At 56.8% G+C, this 17938-nt stretch carries 10 protein-coding genes; 2 read left to right on the plus strand and 8 right to left on the minus strand.

Annotated features, from left to right (window positions below; genetic code table 11):
• Positions 1–365: 365 nt before the first annotated feature.
• On the plus strand, positions 366–3809 hold the full coding sequence (locus OHL20_RS06340) for a TonB-dependent receptor (RefSeq protein ID WP_263382356.1): 3444 nt from the start codon (positions 366–368) through the stop codon (positions 3807–3809).
• A 93-nt stretch (positions 3810–3902) separates the two neighbouring features.
• Here the strand turns inward: OHL20_RS06340 and OHL20_RS06345 are convergent, their stop codons facing one another.
• The 3 genes from OHL20_RS06345 to OHL20_RS06355 all read right to left on the minus strand — a co-directional run bounded on the left by OHL20_RS06345 (position 3903) and on the right by OHL20_RS06355 (position 9651).
• Positions 3903–5624: a CRTAC1 family protein gene (locus tag OHL20_RS06345; RefSeq protein ID WP_263382357.1), complete on the minus strand. Its 1722-nt coding sequence runs from the start codon at positions 5622–5624 to the stop codon at positions 3903–3905.
• A gap of 86 nt (positions 5625–5710) precedes the next feature.
• Positions 5711–6862, minus strand: coding sequence for a tetratricopeptide repeat protein (locus tag OHL20_RS06350; RefSeq protein ID WP_263382358.1), 1152 nt, complete (start codon positions 6860–6862; stop codon positions 5711–5713).
• Positions 6863–6975: 113 nt separating this feature from the next.
• Positions 6976–9651: a glycoside hydrolase family 3 C-terminal domain-containing protein gene (locus OHL20_RS06355; RefSeq protein WP_263382359.1), complete on the minus strand. Its 2676-nt coding sequence runs from the start codon at positions 9649–9651 to the stop codon at positions 6976–6978.
• 266 nt (positions 9652–9917) lie between these two features.
• On the opposite strand from OHL20_RS06355, the gene htpG reads away from it, so the two are divergent.
• The gene (gene htpG, locus OHL20_RS06360) at positions 9918–11783 is read left to right on the plus strand and encodes a molecular chaperone HtpG (protein WP_263382360.1); all 1866 of its coding nucleotides are present in this window, start codon (positions 9918–9920) and stop codon (positions 11781–11783) included.
• A 67-nt stretch (positions 11784–11850) separates the two neighbouring features.
• Here htpG and OHL20_RS06365 read toward each other — a convergent pair whose 3' ends face one another.
• The 5 genes from OHL20_RS06365 to OHL20_RS06385 are packed head-to-tail and all read right to left on the minus strand — an operon-like array spanning position 11851 to position 17898.
• Positions 11851–13722 carry a M2 family metallopeptidase gene (locus OHL20_RS06365; RefSeq protein ID WP_396271715.1) on the minus strand — a complete coding sequence of 624 codons (1872 nt, stop codon included), beginning with the start codon at positions 13720–13722 and terminating at the stop codon, positions 11851–11853.
• Positions 13723–13764: 42 nt separating this feature from the next.
• The gene (locus OHL20_RS06370) at positions 13765–15537 is read right to left on the minus strand and encodes a MiaB/RimO family radical SAM methylthiotransferase (protein WP_263382361.1); all 1773 of its coding nucleotides are present in this window, start codon (positions 15535–15537) and stop codon (positions 13765–13767) included.
• Positions 15538–15587: 50 nt separating this feature from the next.
• The gene (locus OHL20_RS06375; RefSeq protein ID WP_263382362.1) at positions 15588–16403 is read right to left on the minus strand and encodes a glycosyltransferase family 2 protein; all 816 of its coding nucleotides are present in this window, start codon (positions 16401–16403) and stop codon (positions 15588–15590) included.
• On the minus strand, positions 16400–17632 hold the full coding sequence (locus OHL20_RS06380; protein ID WP_263382363.1) for a beta-ketoacyl-[acyl-carrier-protein] synthase family protein: 1233 nt from the start codon (positions 17630–17632) through the stop codon (positions 16400–16402). Before OHL20_RS06380 ends, OHL20_RS06375 begins: the two co-directional genes overlap by 4 nt.
• Positions 17629–17898 (minus strand): acyl carrier protein, encoded by a 270-nt coding sequence (locus OHL20_RS06385; RefSeq protein ID WP_263382364.1) that lies wholly within the window; start codon positions 17896–17898, stop codon positions 17629–17631. Before OHL20_RS06385 ends, OHL20_RS06380 begins: the two co-directional genes overlap by 4 nt.
• Positions 17899–17938 lie beyond the last annotated feature (40 nt).

A 17938-nucleotide genomic window follows, 5' to 3' on the forward strand; every position in this document is an offset into this window, starting at 1 on the left:
GTTGCGACCGATCAGTGCCTGCTGATCCCGCTTCGAGGCGAAAGCGTTCGTTAAACCTTTTTCTCTAATTTAAGGATGAGGGTGACACGGTCGCCACTTAGGCTACGAAGTCTCTTGACACTTCTGTAAGTCCATCACTAAGATTCACGATCGAGCATATACCAGCTACTAAATCGTTTTGGGGACCTGAGACTCAATCCATCGAACGATAAAGAAGTCAGCCGTATACGTTGCTTGCCTTCCGAAGGGACTGTGATGGGATAACGCTTTCTCAGCCAAATAAGAAGATCAGCAGCAGGTGCTTTAGGTGGTCCCTTCTCGGAGGGATCTCGGCAACCGTACTAGTTTGACCTTTAGGAGACCAAATGCGTTACACACGTTCGATAGTTACAGGCCTCACCCTTATGGCGTCCATGTTCTTCATTTCTATGGCTCACGCCCAGGAGAACGCTACCATCAATGGGCTCGCGACTGACCCCACCGGCGCCGTCGTTCCAAATGCCGCAATTAAACTGCAGCAAACCGAGACGGGCGAGACCCGGACAGGTACCTCGAACGGCTCCGGTCTGTTCAGTTTTACCGGGCTGCACATCGGCCATTACAGCCTGTCGGTCATTGCTCCAGGCTTCAAAGCTTCAGCTATCAACAACATTGTGTTGAATACGGCCCAAACCCTGGAAGAGAACGTAACGCTTCAGGTCGGCGACCAGGGCCAGACGGTCTCGGTCGAAGCCAACGCGCTGCAGGTTCAGTCCGAGACAAGTCAGGTCGACAGTCTTATCTCAGGCGCCCAGGTATCCGAACTCGCAACGAACGGCCGTAACATCACGTCATTGGCGATTCTCGCCCCCGGCGTTTCGAACAATCTACCGGATTACAACGGAGTCATGGCTCTCACCGCCGGCAACGGCATCAGCTTCAATGGAACACGTCCAAGCCATAACATCTACCTGGTAGACGGTGGCGAAATTTACGACCGTGGTTGCGGCGGCTGCTTCAGTATCCTCGTCTCGCAGGATTCCATCTCGCAGTTCCAAACGCTGACCAGCAACTACAGCCCTGACTACGGTATCGGTTCGGGTGGTCAGGTCCTCATGGTGCTGAAGTCCGGAACGAAGAGCTTTCATGGTGGCCTCTGGGAGTTCAACCGTAACGAAGCGGTTGACGCCAACAACTACATCACCAAGGGCGCTGGCGTGGCAAAGCCTGAACTGCGAGTTAACATCTTCGGTGGCAACATCGGCGGTCCACTCGTCATCCCACACCTCTATAACAATAATCGCAACCGCACCTTCTTCTTCGTGAACGAAGAGGATCGCCGCGCGATTCAGGGCAGTTTGCCGAGTAAGATTAATACCATCCCGGCTGGCGATTTCCCGACACTTGGCCAGCCGTTAGCTTATACCCCGGCTACCGGCGCTGGAACACCCATTGTGCCCATGACGACCGATGCGGCCAAGCTTGCAATCTATTCAAGCAATGGTCTTGTAGGCGGGCAGCCTTTCAACAAGAACGCATCAGGACAGTACATCATTCCTGCAGCCTTGATCGATCAGAATGTCGTCCGCATGATCAGTACCGGCATCTTCCCTACACCGAACGTTGCCGGGGCCAACCAGTTCGTCGCCTCCGTCGCCGCACCAACCATCGTTCGTGAGGACCTCGTTCGTATCGACCACACCATCACGGACAAGCTTCAATTGATGGGCAACTACATCCACGACGCCAACTCGCAGGGAGCCTATCCTCCACTCTGGAGCGATGACAGCTATCCCACAGTCGGCAGCACACTCTCGAACCCTGCATGGGCAGCCGTCGTCAAGCTGACCCAGACCATTTCGCCGAATCTCCTTAACGAGACCGCCTTCAACTTCGACGGAAATAAGCTGGTTATTACTCCGATTGGGACCTATGCTCAACCCGCCGGGTATAACGCAACGACCTTCTTCACCGGTAATAATCCCGGCAACCGTATGCCCGAAGTTGATCTTGGGGCACCCTACGGCACGAACTGGAGTTCGTCATACTATCCATGGCATAACGCCGCTATGGACTATCAGACACGCGACGATCTCTCCTGGACCAAGGGTCGCCACGGCCTGAAGTTCGGTGGATCTTGGATGCACTTTATCAAGAACCAACAGCTGCAAGCCAATACCCAGGGTACCTTCAACTTCAACAACACATCATTCTCGAACGACTCTTACTTAAACTATGTGCTTGGGGATGCGGCCTCGTTCACACAACTCCAGGCGCTCAACGGCCTGCACTGGGTCAACAACACCTACTCGGGCTATGCCCAGGATAACTGGAAGGTCACCCGCAAGCTGACCCTCAATCTAGGTATCCGTTACGATGGACTTCCTCACAACTATGAACGCTTCAACGAGTTCGCCAACTTCCTGCCAAGCGACTTCAACGTAGCAAACCAGCAGACACCGCGTGCAGACGGTACGTTGAACCCCGCAGGCCCCGGATTCAGCACTCCCGCTGGTAGCACGACGCCCTTCTACCTCAACGGCATTCAGCTCGCTGGCGTCAACGGTTTCCCGCGCGGTGGTGTCCAGAACGATTGGAAGTCAACCCAGCCCCGCGTAGGTTTCGCGTTCGATCCTTACGGCGACGGCAAGACAGTCGTTCGTGGAGGTGTCGGTCTTTTCTACGAACGCATTCAGGGTAATGACTCCTACGATGCAGGCAACAATCCACCGTTCTCCTACCAGCCATCCGCAAATAACGTCTATTTCTCTAACACGAACCAGAGTGCCCTCAATGGTCAGACGGCTTCAACTGCGCCCCACCCGGCCAGCATCACCAACCTTGCATACCACTACCCGCTCCCCGGTCTCGCCATGTTCAGCTTCGGCGTTCAGCAGGAGCTCGCTCCGGCAGTCGTAGCGGTTATGCAGTATGTCGGAACAGCAGGGTGGAATCAGAATGACGACCGTGCCATCAACACACTCCCTCTAAACAGCCCAATGCGTCAAAGCGTCGCTGCCGGTACGGTCGACGCAAACGTCTACCGCCAGTATCCTGGCTACGCTGGTATCAACCAGGAAGAGCAGACCACCAACTCGAGCTATCACTCGCTGCAGGCAGGTCTTCGCTTGGAGAACAAGCACGGTGTAACGCTCCAAGCCTCCTACACCTGGTCGCATCAGATCGATCTCTCCAGCAACGCAGGCGATCTCGCAACCCTCTCGAACCCTTTTGATACCCATTACGACAAGGGGTCGGGAGCACTGGATCGCCGGCACATCTTCAGCACCAACTATATCTACGATCTGCCCTTCTTCAAGCGCTCCAGCAACTTCGCTGAGCATGAGTTCTTGAGCGGCTGGCAGGTCTCCGGCATTACCATCGCGAACTCCGGCGTTCCGCTCTCTGTTACCTACGGTACGGATACAGTTGGACTCGGCGGCGGCTTCACAAACCGGGCGAACTTGGTTGCGGGCGCTTCCTCACACGGGTCAAAGACCTTCAACCAATTCTTCAACACGGCTGCTTTCACCGCCCCACTCGCCCCATGGAAAGGTGGAGTAACAACCGGTGTCGATCAGGGCTTCGGTAACTCCGGCAAAGATTCAGTCGTCGGTCCGGGACGCTTCAACACAAATCTGTCACTCTTCAAGACTTTTCCAATCCATGGAGAAGGGTTGAGATTCCAGTTCCGTGCGGAGTCCTTCAACACCTTCAACCACACTCAATTCCAAAACCTCCAAACCAGCTTTACCGCCAGCAACTTCGGTCAGGTTACGTCAACCTGGGATGCACGTAAATTCCAGTTCGGCGGTAAGCTGCTGTTCTAACTACTAACTACTAACTACTAACTGCTAACCGAAAACCGCCGCGAGCTTGTTAGCTCGCAGCGGTTTTCGCTCTCAGTCTGTAGCTGACGCAGACTATTTCTTAGCGCCACCAAAGCCTTCCATCTTCACCACACCGCTTTTCTCCTTGATCGTGACGAGCTTATTAGCGGGTACACCCTTGATCTGTTCCACATAACCGTTCGTCCAATAAACTTCAAGATCGACTTGCTTACTCGCGCCGAGTCCAAAGTGGATCCGCCGGTCGTTCACCGAGTAGAAACTTGATTGCGCCATCACTGCTTGCGCCTGCGTCTTACCTCCATACCGCGCTATGATCTTCGAGCCGATCGCACTCCGATTGGACACGGTCCCGACAAGTAGCACCTTGAGCCAATTCCCGTCGCCCTTCACATCATTTCTGAGGAGCGACGGGGGCTCATTCAAATTCACTACGACCATGTCGACATCGCCGTCATTGTCGAAATCACCGAACGCACATCCCCGACTGCAATGGACCGCCGAGATTCCCGGTCCTGCCTCATCGATCAATTCTTCAAACTTACCATTGCCAAGATTGCGAAAGATCATCCGTGGTGTACGGAGTGGGTACTCCGGAAACTTGGCCTCAACCTCCGGGTAAACCGATCCTGTAACAACTGCAAGATCCGGCCAGCCATCGTTATCGAAATCAGCAAACCCAGTGCCCCAGCTAATGTAGCGCGTCTCCACAGCTACACCAGCCTCGATCGTGACATCCGTAAAGTCTCCTTTGCCGTCGTTCTGATAGAGTACGGCCGTATCATCCGAGAAGTGAGTCTTGAAGATGTCAAGATGTCCATCAAGGTTATAGTCGCCGACTGCAACCCCCATACCCGCCTGCTCGGTCCCTTCATTACTCAGGCCAACTCCTCGCTCGACGCCGTCCTCAACGAAGGTCCCATTATGTTGATTCCGAAACAGCAGGCTCGGGGTTGAGTCGGAAGCGACGTACAGATCTGTCCAGCCATCTCCGTCAAAATCTGCAGCCACAGTCGTCATTGCGTAGGTGCGTTGTGCCTTGGATATTCCGGAAGCCGCAGTTACTTCGCGAAAGGTACCATCTCCCTGATTCTTGTAGAGATAGTTCTGCCCCATCGGCAGACCACGCGGCCCGCAATTAACCGGCACGCCTTTGAAGTTGCAGTAAGGGTTGTCGCCAGGCTTCGGCAACTTACCATTGATGTCAACATAGGTAGCCACAAATAGATCAAGATGACCATCACGGTCATAGTCGAGAAAGCTACACCCCGAGCCCCAACGAGTAGGCCCTGTATAGAGAAGACCAGCCTCCTTAGTCACGTCGCGAAACGTGCCATCACCATTGTTCTTATAAAGAACATTCTGACCGTAGTAGGTGATGAAAATATCTTCAAAGCCATCATTGTTATAGTCAGCAATCGTAACGCTGCTTGCCCAACCGGAGCGGAGGAGGCCCGCCTTTTCGGTGACATCGGAGAACGTGCCGTCACGATTGTTCTTATAAAGGCGATTCGTAGCATCAGAAGGAGCATCTTCCATGCGCGTCCCTGAGAGAACAAGAATGTCCAGCCAGCCATCGTTGTCGTAGTCAAAGAATGCAATTCCACACCCAACAGTTTCTACGATGTAGTCTTTACGGTGAAGACCACCGTAGACGATCGGATGAGTCAGCCCGGCAGCAGCGGCAACATCACTAAATCGAGCTACGAACGGAAGTCCTGACGGCTTACCGCGCGGTTGCGGCTTTACGCTTCTCGGAATAACACCTTGCCCCAAAGCTGCAGTGCTTGCAGCCATCCAGAGAAACTCCCGGCGTGAACTTAGCCGATTGCGCATCGTCATCTCAGCAGTAGAACATCTATACAACATTGAAGGCCAGCAGCCTAGTGTGGCATCGCGCCTCCGCCGCCGGAGACCTTCTGGATCAACGTATCGGTCGCCTTACTATGTAGGTCTTTTGTCTTCGTGAATTCAGTTTGTGCTTTTTGCTTGTCGCCCAGCGCCATGTAAATTCGAGCTAGCCGGTAGTGCGCATCAGCGTCGTTGGGATCGAGTTTCTCCGCCTGCAGAAAAGCCTGTAGTGCTTCTGGATTACGTTTTTGCTTCGCGTATATCTGCCCAAGATCAAAGTAGGCGATTCGAATTCCGGCCTGTAATTTGACAGCCTTTGTCAGCAATGTTTCTGCTGCTGCGTCATCGTCTGTTCGCAGTTTTACATCTCCAAGATAAGCCGCTGCCTGTGCATTCTCAGGATTGTTCTTCAACTCTGCTTCGAACTGGAACGCAGCCTTTTCATAGTCATGGCCTGTGAAGTAGAGATAGCCGAGTTCAAAGTGAACGTTCGGCTCCGTCGGTGCGATCCTTGCTGCAGTCTCTAACTCTGCAATTGCATCGGCCGGCCTGTTCATCGTGTCCAAAGCCTGGCCAAGCAACATATGCGCCTGTACGGAATTGGGATCAGCAGTCAAAATGCTCTTGTACTGGGTCATTGCACAGGGATAATTCGCACTCCAAAAACAACTCTGCGCAAGCACCTGATGCAGTTCCATATTGGTTTGATCCGCATCGACAGCAGCCTGAAGGTAGGGTACTGCCTTCACATAGCTTCGCGTGCCGTAGTAGCTCATTCCCAGCAACAACCCGCTTCGGGTGTCCTGCGGCTTTGAGTTCCTTGCCACAAGAAGAGGCTCAATCGCTTCTGCGAAACGACCGGCCTTGAACTCTGCGAGTCCAAGATTCATCGAGACGTCAGGCTCGCGAGGATTCAGTGCGAGTGCCCTTCGATACTCTGCTATCGCATTATCGAATTTCCCTTCCTGGGCTAGCACGATGCCAAGAGCGGCATGAACAGCAGCACTCTTCGGATGAGACTTAGCAAGTTCGTTCCATGCCAACTCCGCTTCAGGAAGTTTCCCACTCTGTGTCAGTTCGATCGCATGCCGAAATTCATCTCCTTGAGCAAGGACCGATAGATGCAGCACAATCGCTATGCCGACACATAGAGAAGCACACCATCGACCTCGCAACTTGAACATGACCGTCTTCCTGGCTTAATCGTACAGGCTAACTTTGCGATTCCCAAACAAGGAGGTCGGGCACGCTGACGTGCGACAGACGCACCGACAGAGCATTCGATCCGCCTTACTGGCTACATCGGAAGAGGTACCGAGCCCTTGATTGTGAAATCAGCTTCGGACTTGGCCTTCGTCTCTTCAGGTTGTGCCGCGCCGATGCTCAGGTGGTAAGACCCTGCCAGAATCGACCGCTTGCCTTGATCGTCAACGCTCGATAGCGACCGGGCATTTAGGACCAACTCAACATCTCGGCTCTCGCCTGCATCCAGGTGCACGCGCTGGAAACCAACCAGCGAGTGCGCCGGACCACCTTCCTGCGGCGTCTTCAAATAGGCTTCAATTACCTCGTCACCAGGCCGACCACTCGTATTCTTCACGGTAACTATAGCGGTTACAGGCTTACCAGCTGCAATTAACGGCGCAATCTTCACTGCGCTATACGTAAAGCTCGAATAGCTCAGCCCATAGCCAAAGCCCCAAAGCGGCTTGCCGGTGTAATAGCGGTACGTCCGATTTTTCAAAGAGTAATTCGTGAAGTCCGGCAGGTCCGTCGTGCTTGCATAAAACGTAATCGGCAGACGACCAGCAGGGTTGTTCACACCGGCCAACGTCTCCGCGACGGCTGTTCCGCCCTGTCCGCCTGGATACCACGCCTGCAGCACAGCTGCCGCATGTTCCCTGGCCCATGTCAGAGCGAGAGCACTTCCCGACATCGAGATCACTACCACGGGTTTTCCAGTTGCAGCAACTGCCTCGAGCATCTCGCGCTGCGATGCTGGCAGATCAATGCTCGTCCGATCACCACCGTTAAAACCCTCAATCTTGATCGGCATCTCTTCGCCCTCAAGCTGCGGCGAAAGTCCAACGAATGCCAGCACGACGTCCGAGGCCTTAGCGGCTGCGACAGCTTCGGCGATCTGCGCCTGCGCAGGAGCCTCCCAGCGAAGCGTCATACCCCCGCCAGCGCGGTCGCCAGCATGGCTGTATTCCAGCTGGAAGTCATGCGCCTTGGTATCGGCCATGCTTATTTCAATCTTTGCCGGCGTCGATCCCGTCATGACCGGAGGAGCCGTCGGCGATGCGCCGGAACCCACGGCGAAGGCGCCCATCTCAAGCTTGCCCTTCGTCAGCAGACCCTCCGAAAGCACCTTGCCATCCAGTACAAACTTGTAGCTCTCTACCGGCGAGTACGGAAACGCCGATCCGCCCTCCACGATAAACGTGTATTTACCAGCCGCAGGTACTTTCAGTTTGCCCGACCACCGAACCGAGTAGTCATGCGTATGGATCTCGGGCACCGGCGTCACGTCGCGCCAATCGTGCTGAATGCCCGGCTCACTGCCAACCGCGACCGGCTTACCAGTCCAATTCGGCGTTGCGAACGACTCCATCTTCAAGCCTCCCGGAAACACTGTTCGTGGCACCGGCACGCTGAAACCAGTCGCAAGTGTTGCGCCTTGCGCGTAATGAATGGTCGCTCCTGAAAACTGCTTCGTTATTCCATCCAGCGGTGATACCGCACCCAAAGCTTGACCGTTATAGTTCCCCTCCAGCGAGGTCAGCAAATCAGCCGTTGGACCAACGACGGCGATCCGTTTTGCCTTTACAAGCGGAAGTGAGCCGTCGTTCTTGAGCAGTACGATTGACTCCTCCGCGGCCTTGAGAGAGATCGCCCCATGCGCAGCCGAGGCGTCCTCTGAAAATGGAATCTTGTCATATGGGGTCGAATCGAACATTCCCAACTCAAACCGCGCCGTATACAGGCGCTCCGCCGAACGCGTAAGCAAATCCTCTGAAACGACCCCCTGTTTTACAGCGTCACCTAGCGTGTTAAATCCCGGTGCCCAGATGCTGCAGGAGAGATCCGTTCCTGCCTTGATTGAGATCGCAGCCGCATGCATGATGTCCGGTGCGTTGTGGTGTCCGTTGGTGACGTCCATGATCGCCGCACAGTCCGATACGACAAAGCCTTTGAAGCCCCAGGCGTCGCGCAGATGCTCTTTCAGTAGCATCGTGTTCGCGCACGCCGACATGCCATCGACGGCGTTGTAGGAGCACATCACCGACTTTACGTGCCCGTCGATCACCGTCGACCGGAACGCAGGCATATATGTCTCTTCCAAATCGCGCTTGCTTACATCCACATTTGCCGTGTGGCGGGTTGACTCTGGTCCACTGTGTACAGCGAAGTGTTTGCTCGTCGCTACCGCCTTCGGGTGCTCTGGATCGTCGCCTTGGACGCCGTGAATGAAGGCCACGCCCATCTTGCCGGTCAGGAACGGGTCTTCGCCATAAGTCTCCTGCCCACGGCCCCAACGCGGATCGCGAAAAATGTTGATGTTTGGTGACCAGAAGGTCAGTCCATAGAAGATCCGATGATTCCCTTCCCGCTGCGCCTGGTTGTACTTTGCCCGTCCCTCGGTCGAGATCACGTCGCCCATCTGCTGCACGATCGACGGGTCCCAAGTCGCCGCCATCCCAATCGCCTGCGGAAACACGGTCGCATAGCCAGAGTTCGCCACGCCGTGCAGAGCCTCACTCCACGTCTGGTAGTCCGGAATGCCCAGTCGCGGAATCGCCGTAGCCCAATCCTCAAGCTGCTGCGCCTTCTCCTCCACCGTCATACGCGACACCACATCATGTGCCCGCACGGCGGCAGGCAGCGAGGAATCCATGTAAGCAGGCGGCTTCGTCTGAGCAGATGCGGATACAGCGAGCAGTCCAAGGGCGGCGATTGTAAGGCAATTCATGCGCGACACTCCAAATTGAAGAAGCTAAGCAGGCGATAAGTGCAACCAGGATCGTTCAGCATGTCCAAGCGGCTAAAACCCAGTACTAAAAGCCGTTAGTAAACCAGGAGGACCGAGAAAAACTGGGACGGCCAATAGTACACTTTCCGAACATTCAACGGCCAGCAGCAGCAAATCTCGCCCTCGGCAGACAATCGCAGGCAGATAGAATGGCCGCTCATTTTGCAATTCACGCGATGCTTACTTTTTGTTGATAATCAATAGTTATGGCGAAACAAGAGTTCCAAACAGAAGTCAGTCAACTGCTCCAACTGATCATCCACTCGCTTTACTCGCACCCGGAGATCTTCCTCCGCGAACTCATCTCGAATTCTTCCGACGCACTCGACAAACTCCGTCACCTCACCCTGACTGACGAGACATTCAAGTCACTCCCCTTCGATCCCCGCATCTCGCTTGAGTTGGACGAAGAGAACAAGACCCTTACCCTCAGCGACACCGGCATCGGCATGAACGAGGAGGACCTCATTGCCAATCTGGGCACGATCGCTCGTTCGGGCACCAAGAACTTCCTCGCGCAACTCACCGCCGACGCAAAGAAAGATTCCAACCTTATTGGCCAGTTCGGTGTCGGCTTCTACAGTGCCTTCATGGTCGCCGATCGCGTAGAGGTCGTCTCCCGTAAAGCTGGCGAGGAGCAGGCCTTCCGCTGGATCTCCGACGGCAAATCCGGCTTCGACATAGAGCCAGCCTCCCGAGATGTAGCCGGCACCACGATACTCCTCCACTTCAACGAAGAGGGTGCGCAGTACGCCAATAGCTGGCGATTGCAGGAGATTGTCAAAAAGTACTCCAACCATATCGCCTTCCCCATCTTCCTCACCTACGACAAGAGCGAGTGGAACGAGGAGGAGAAGAAGTCCGACAAGATCCGCACCACCGAGCAGGTCAACGCAGCCAGCGCCTTGTGGCGTCGCTCCAAGAACGAGCTCAAAGATGAGGACTACAAAGAGCTCTACAAATCCATCACCGGCGACTACGCCGATCCGCTCTTCTGGTTTCATACCCGTGCAGAGGGCAGCCTCGACTACACCACCCTCTTCTACATCCCCTCAAAAGCGCCGCTCGACCTCTACCAGTCTGACTACAAGGTAGGCGTCAAGCTCTACGTCAAACGTGTCTTCATCCTCGACGACGCAAAGGAGCTTCTCCCTCAATACCTCCGCTTCGTGCGCGGCATCATCGACAGCGAAGACCTGCCCCTCAACGTAAGCCGCGAACTTCTCCAGCAAAATCGCGTCCTCACCAGCATCCGCAACGCCAGCGTCAAGAAGATCCTCTCCGAGCTGAAGAACATCGCCACCAACAAGCCCGAGGAGTACCTGAAGTTCATCACCGAGTTCAACCGCCCTCTCAAGGAAGGTGTCCACGGCGATTACGCCAATCGCGAGACGTTGCTCGATCTAGTCCGCGTCAAGTCCACCAAGGTCGACGGTCTCACCAGCTTCGCCGATGTAAAGTCGCGCATGAAGGAAGATCAGAAGAGCCTCTACTACATCACCGGCGGCGCAGAGGCGCTTCTGCGCACCTCCCCCCTGCTTGAGATCTATAAGAAGAAGGGTATCGAGGTCATCATCCTCGACGACGACATCGACGAGATCGTCTTCTCGGGCGTCGACAAGTACGGCGACCTCGACCTCAAGGCCGTCAGCAAGGCCTCGACCAGTGACGACCTGAAGGATGAGACCGAGCCTGATCAGGCCGAAGCGTTGAAGCCGCTGCTCGACAAGCTGAAAGCCACCCTCGGCGACCGTGTGAAAGATGTACGCGCCTCCGTTCGCCTCGCCGACAGCCCGTCCTGCATCGTCTCGGACGAAGAGGAACCATCACTCCAGATGCAGCAGATGCTGCGCGCCATGGGTCAGACGGAGATGCCTGCATCGAAGCCAACGCTCGAGATCAACCCCGATCACGAGATCGTCAAGAAGCTCCTCGCCCGCATCGACGATGTGACGACGGAAGATGCTGCGTGGCTCCTCCTCGATCAGGCTCTCCTGATGGAAGGCGTGCCGCTCCTTGACCCCGCATCGTTCGTGCAGCGTCTCAACCGCATCCTCAACCTGTCCATCTAAACGCCCGAGAGTGGCGGCTGTGAACCACACAGTCGCCACTCTCAACAAGCAGGATTGGTTCAGCGCACTACTTTGCTGCGCTCCAACCCGGCTTGGCCTGATTCATCGCGTTCTGCTGCTTGAGCCACTGGTAGAGCGGTGCAAAGTATTCGAGCATCGGCGCAGCATCCAGGTGATCCTCTCCCGTCATCGTCTTGAGCGTCTTCTGCCATGGCTGCGACTGTCCCGCCTCAAGCATTGTATTGAGCTTGTCACCAGCCGCCTTCGAACCATAGAACGTGCAACGGTTCAGAGGCCCCTTGTAGCCTGACGCATCACACATGGCCTTGTAGAACTGAAACTGGTAGATCCGCGCAAGGAAGTACCGCGCATACGGGACGTTGCCGGGAATATGGTACTTCGCGCCCGGATCAAAGTTAGCTTCGGTCCGCTCCGTCGGCGGCGCAATGCCCTGGTACTGCTCGCGAAGCGCCCACCATGCCTTGTTGTAGTCCGCAGGCTTTGTCTCGCCTGAAAAAACCTGCCATCGCCACTTGTCGATCAGCAACCCAAACGGCAGGAACGCCACCTTGTCGAGCGCTGTCCGAAGCTGCAGCGGAATGTCTGCCTCAGGCGGAGGAATTTGGTCGATCAGCCCAATCTCTTTTAGGTACGCAGGCGTGATGGCCAGCGCCACCGAATCGCCAATCGCCTCGTGAAATCCATCATTCGCACCGTTCCGAAACGAGAGCGGCTGGTGCCGATACGCTCGCTGGTACATCAGGTGTCCTTCTTCATGATGAACCGTCGTGAAATCGTCAGCATCTACCTTGATACACATCTTAATCCTGAGATCCTGTTCGTTATCTACATCCCAGGCGCTCGCGTGACACACTACATCGCGATCACGCGGCTTGATGAACTGCGACCGTTGCCAAAACGTATCGGGCAACGGTGCGAAGCCAATCGAGGTGTAGAAGCGTTCGCCGTAGCGAGCCATTGCCTTACCGGCATCCAGCTCACTCAACTTGCCCTTTGCGTTGATCTGCTGATTCAGCGCACCTTCCAGGTCGTACATTTTGAAGCCGGACGTCGGTGCCGGGGCAACAATGTCATAGATGTTGCCCCACTCCTGCGACCACATGTTGCCGAGCAGATGCGCTGGAATCAAGCCGTCCGACCGCTCTGCCGCAGCACCGTACTTCTGAATCAACTTGAACCGCACATAGGCATGCAGCTCCTTGTAGAGCGGCTGAAGCTGCTGCCATGTTCGCTCTAATTCCGCAGAGAACTCTGCCGGCGTCATATCGTATCCGGAGCGCCACAGGTCACCCGTATCCTTGAAGCCAAACTCATGCGCTCCCTGATTCGAGAGTTCCACCAGGCGCGCATACTTCTCCCTCATTGGAGGCGAGATCGTGTGCCACCCCTGCCAAAACTCCAGCAACTCCCTCGGGTCGCGCGACTTCGCCATCAGCACATCCAGCTCTTCAATCCCCATACATACTGGAGCCTGACCCGCGACCGCTGGCCGGCAATACTTTCCCTTGCCGTACATCCCGTCCAACGCTGCGGCAGTCTGCGTCAACTCAGCCACCAGCTTTGGATCGGTTGGCGCACCATTCAGCCGGAGCAGCATGAATTTGCGAGCGAGATCTGGCGGAAGCTGCAACTTGTCGAAGCGCCTCGACGCCACCACAAGCTCATTTGTTCGATTCAGTGCGCGCTCCCCTGCCTTCGCTGCGATTGCCTCCGTGTCATCGGTGATGTAGGTCTCCTGCACCCAGGCGGCACGCTGCGCCTCATTGCCGACCGTCAGCATGTCGGCCTCAGCCTTATCCATGAAGGCTTGAGCCTCCGCAACAGTTGGGGGACCACTCTGCGCGGGAGAGTTTTGGGCGCTCAGGCAAAAAAATACAGCGAAAATACACGCAGCAAGGGAAAGACACTTGAAAGACATGGTGGGAGTGTACCCGACCCAGGCCCTGCGCTCAATGACCGACTAGTCGAGGATGCGGGCGACCACGTCGTAGTCATGCGACTCGGTGATCTCGGCGCGATAGAAGGTGCCGGGAACCAGCGTCTCATGCGGTCCAAAATCATTAATGAAGACCTTGCCGTCGATCTCGGGGGCATGCAACGGTGTGCGGCCCTCCCAGAGAAGCTCCGTCTCTTCGGATTCGCCTTCGACGAGCAGGTCGATCTCGCGACCTACCCAGTCAGCCTTAGCTGCCGTGCTGATCTTTTGCTGAAGCTTCATCAGCTTGCGGCGACGAGCCTGGATAGTGCGGCTTGGAACCTTCATCTCGTCAGCCAGTTCGAAAGCCTTGGCGCCCTCTTCATCCGAGTAGGTAAAGACGCCGAGCCAGTCAATCTTTGCAGCACTAACGAAAGCCTCGAGTTCCTTGTAGTCCGCCTCAGTCTCGCCGGGAAAGCCAACAATAAAGCTGGTCCGGATGACAATCCCCGGAACGATGCGGCGAGCCTTCTCAATCAGTTCGAGAAAGAGCTGCGCATTGCCGCCGCGTTTCATCGTCTTGAGGACGCTGGCGCTGGCATGTTGAAGCGGAACGTCGAGGTATTTGGCGACAGTCGCATGCCTGGCCATCGTCTCGAGCAAACGAGTCGTGACCTTGTTTGGATAGGTGTAGAGGAAGCGGAGCCATCGCAGACCAGGTAGAACTGCCAGCGCATCGAGAAGCTGTGCAAGCCCCTCCTTCAGTCCAAGGTCCTCGCCGTAACAAGTCGTATCCTGCCCGATGAGGGTGATCTCACGGACACCCTGCGCGATGAGATTTTGCGCCTCGGCGATGATCGAGCCCATGCGGCGTGAACGGAACTTGCCGCGAAGCTGCGGAATGATGCAGAAGCTGCAAGGGTGATCGCAGCCCTCGGCAATCTTGATGTAGGCTGACGCGCGCGGCGTAGTCAGGATACGCGGCGTCGCATCGTTGTAAAGATACTCTGGGAGTGCTGCTGTCGCGCCATCCCAGGACTCGCGGGAGAAGCGACCTTGCTGCTGGCGAAGATCGCCTTCGGGGCGGCTTGTGTTCCCTGCATCGATCCCTGCCGGCAAGTGCGCGATGTGGTCGCCGGAATGATTGAGCGGCTCGTCACCGTGTGTTGTGCCGGTTTCAGCGAGCGACTGAACGATGCGGAGCTGCGGAGCGACCTCGCGGCCATGTTCCGGGTCAGCCAGGGGACGAGAGTGCTGACTGACCGCACTGGCAGCGCGAGAGACAAGCGTCTCGTTGACGAGCGGATCTTCCTGGACAGCGAGATCATGCTGCAGATGTGCGTCAATGGAGGGCTGGTTGAAGTCTCGCGGGAGAATCTGGAACGGTGAGTTGGTCGCGTGACCTGTGGGCGTGAGACCGGCGGCGAAGAGGATCTGCTCAAGCTCACCCGTGCCGACTACAGCATCAACCTCCGGGATGTTCTTGCGGATCTCGTCGCGGTAGCGCTCGACGAGACAGCCGGCAACGATGATGCGCTGGGCCTTGCCGCCGTTCTGCTGCTTATGCTGCACCATCTCGAGGATGGTGTTGACCGACTCCTGCTTGGCGGAGTCGATGAAGCTGCAGGTATTGATGACGATGATCTCGGCGTCTTCTGCGCGCGGCGTAAGCTCGGCTCCGTTGTGGTGGAGCATGCCCATCATCACTTCAGAGTCGACAAGATTCTTCGGGCAGCCGAGCGAGACGAAACCGACCTTTGGACGCGCAGGTGCTGGCTGCGTCAGGTTAGGAGCGTCGAGGATGGCCGGAGGAGTCACAGTCTTCTAGTTTAGCAAGTTCCAGCCGTTTTCCGGTTAGAAGGCTCGAATCAGGCCCCGCCGCGATCCAGTTCCCTTGTCTTGAGGACGATCAGGTACTCGTAGAAGGCCTGGAGTGTTGCATAGGTCAGCCCCGCGTATCCGTCGAGAATCGCTCGGCGAAGCACCATCATGTAGAGCCACTTGAGGATGGGACGTCCCGGCAGGCGGTAGAAAAGCGCCTTCTGATGGAGGCGGCGCGTGTTGAAGTCCGGATCGCGGAGAGCGGTCTTGATCGATGGATTGCGAAGACCCTGCTGGAGATGGATTAACTCCGCTTCCATGGTGCTGTAGACGTTGTGCTTGCTCACCCAATGGGCGATTCCCTTGGAGAATGGGAAGTGGTCGAGCGGGTAGGACAGTTCGGCGATCTGCCCCTCAACCTCGATCACCTCGTTGACGGCACGGGTGTAGCGGCTGCGCTCCGGGCGGACGAGGCGAATGTAGAAGGGCGAGATCTGGGCATGTTTGAGCCAGGTGCCGAAGAGGAAGTCACGGCGACGGAAGCGGAAGCCGCTGGTTTCGGGGGTCGCCGAAAGGACGACCTGCTGCATCTCGCGGGAGAGTTCGGGCGTTGGACGTTCGTCGGCATCGAGCAGGAGAACCCAAGGATGCCGGAACTGGAGTTGAAGGCCGGCATTGCGATGGGCGGCGTAGTTGTCGAAGACTCGTTGAGTGATCTGCGCTCCGGCGGCCTGCGCGATCGCGACGGTCGCATCGGTCGAGAAGGAGTCGAGAACGTGAATGTCGTCTGACCAGGCAACTGAATCGAGGCAGCCGGGTAGATCGATCTGCTCATTCTTCGCCAGGATCAGGATCGAGATCATGCGATGAAGGGACGGATCGCAAGGACGGCGTTGAGGCCACCGAAGGCCAGCGAATTCGTGAGGGCCAGCTTGGGGGTGGAGACGCGGTAGCTGTCGAGGATGACATCGAGATCGAGAGCCGGATCGACTGCGGTTACGCCAGCGTTTGCGGGCAGCTTGCCTTCGGAGAGCGCGAGGATGGTGGCCAGAGCCTCGATTGCGCCGGTCGCTCCGATCGAGTGGCCGTGGAGCGCCTTGGTCGAGGTGACCGGAATGTGGGCGGCGCGTTCGCCGAAGACCTGGTGAATCGCAGCAGCTTCGACTGTGTCGTTGACCTGGGTTCCTGTGCCGTGCGCATTGATGTAGTCGACTTCGTCGAGCGAGGCTCCGGCATCCTTGACGGCGCGACGCATGGCTTCGGCTGCGCCCTCGGCCTTGGGCTGGGTGATGTGGTGGGCGTCCGCGGACATGCCGAAGCCGACGATCTCAGCGTAGATGGTGGCGTTGCGGGCCCGGGCGCTCTCGAGGGTTTCGAGGATGAGGGTCGCTGAGCCTTCGCCGAGGGTCATGCCGTCACGGTCGGCTGAGAAGGGTCGGCATTGGGTGGGGGAGACGACGCGCATCGAGTCCCAGGCGCGGAGGAAGCCCAGTGTCAGCGGGGCTTCGTGTCCTCCCGCGATGGCTGATGTGACCATTCCGGAGCGAACCATCTGGAAGGCCAGGCCGATGGCGTGGGTGCCGGAGGAACAGGCTGTCGAGATGTTGAGCGTTGGGCCGGTGATGTTGTTCTCGGTCGCGATGTAGCTTGCGCCTGCGCTCGACATGGTGCGGATGACGGTGAGGGGGTGGACGCGGGCGTTCTGGTTATAGAGGCGACCGGTTTCGTGCTCCTCGGAGTTGCGGCCGCCGGTGGAACAGCCGGTAATGATGGCGATGGCCTCGGGGGTATGCGACTGAAGGAAGCCGCTGTGTTCGACGGCCTGGCGGGCGGCGAGGATGGCGAACTGGGCGCTGCGGTCGGTGGCGACGATCTGGCCTGAGGAGAGGAAGGGTGCCGGGTCGAAGTCCTTGACCTCTGCGTAGCGGCTGAAACGGAGGTTCGGGTTGAGGGGGTCGCCTGAGGGAGCTTCGGGGAAGGCGCGGAGCGGGCCGATTCCGGTGGCTCCGGCGAAGAGAGCGGTGCTGAACTCGTCCACCGTCTTGCCGATGGGGGTGATGCAGCCTAGACCAGTGACGACGACGCGGTTCACTTGGTCTCCTCCGCTTCGGGAACGCTGACCGACTGCTCTACAAGCAGCGTGACGCCGTTGACCATGTCGCGAACCGTACGGAGGGAGTTAATGGATTCGTCGGGAATCTGGATGTGGAAGACGTCTTCTACCTCGAAGGATATGTTGATCTTGTCGAGCGAATCGAGGCCGAGCGTGTCGAAGTTGTCGTCCAGTGTGACGTTCGTCAGGGGCGGCGTCTTGGCCTTCGAGATGATGGCGATACAGCGTTCGGCGATCTCATCCATGCTTTTCCAACTGTACCCTGTTTTAACAAACTCCTGCTTC

The sequence above is a fragment of the Granulicella arctica genome, assembly GCF_025685605.1.
In the GTDB taxonomy this organism is placed as follows: domain Bacteria; phylum Acidobacteriota; class Terriglobia; order Terriglobales; family Acidobacteriaceae; genus Edaphobacter; species Edaphobacter arcticus.

Bases quoted from the DNA above. Each gene is read 5' to 3' on its own strand.
- OHL20_RS06340 (WP_263382356.1), top strand. From the start codon at position 366: ATGCGTTACACACGTTCGATAGTTACAGGCCTCACCCTTATGGCGTCC.
- OHL20_RS06345 (WP_263382357.1), bottom strand. From the start codon at position 5,624: ATGGCTGCAAGCACTGCAGCTTTGGGGCAAGGTGTTATTCCGAGAAGC.
- OHL20_RS06350 (WP_263382358.1), bottom strand. From the start codon at position 6,862: ATGTTCAAGTTGCGAGGTCGATGGTGTGCTTCTCTATGTGTCGGCATA.
- OHL20_RS06355 (WP_263382359.1), bottom strand. From the start codon at position 9,651: ATGAATTGCCTTACAATCGCCGCCCTTGGACTGCTCGCTGTATCCGCA.
- htpG (WP_263382360.1), top strand. From the start codon at position 9,918: ATGGCGAAACAAGAGTTCCAAACAGAAGTCAGTCAACTGCTCCAACTG.
- OHL20_RS06365 (WP_396271715.1), bottom strand. From the start codon at position 13,722: ATGTCTTTCAAGTGTCTTTCCCTTGCTGCGTGTATTTTCGCTGTATTT.
- OHL20_RS06375 (WP_263382362.1), bottom strand. From the start codon at position 16,403: ATGATCTCGATCCTGATCCTGGCGAAGAATGAGCAGATCGATCTACCC.
- OHL20_RS06385 (WP_263382364.1), bottom strand. From the start codon at position 17,898: ATGGATGAGATCGCCGAACGCTGTATCGCCATCATCTCGAAGGCCAAG.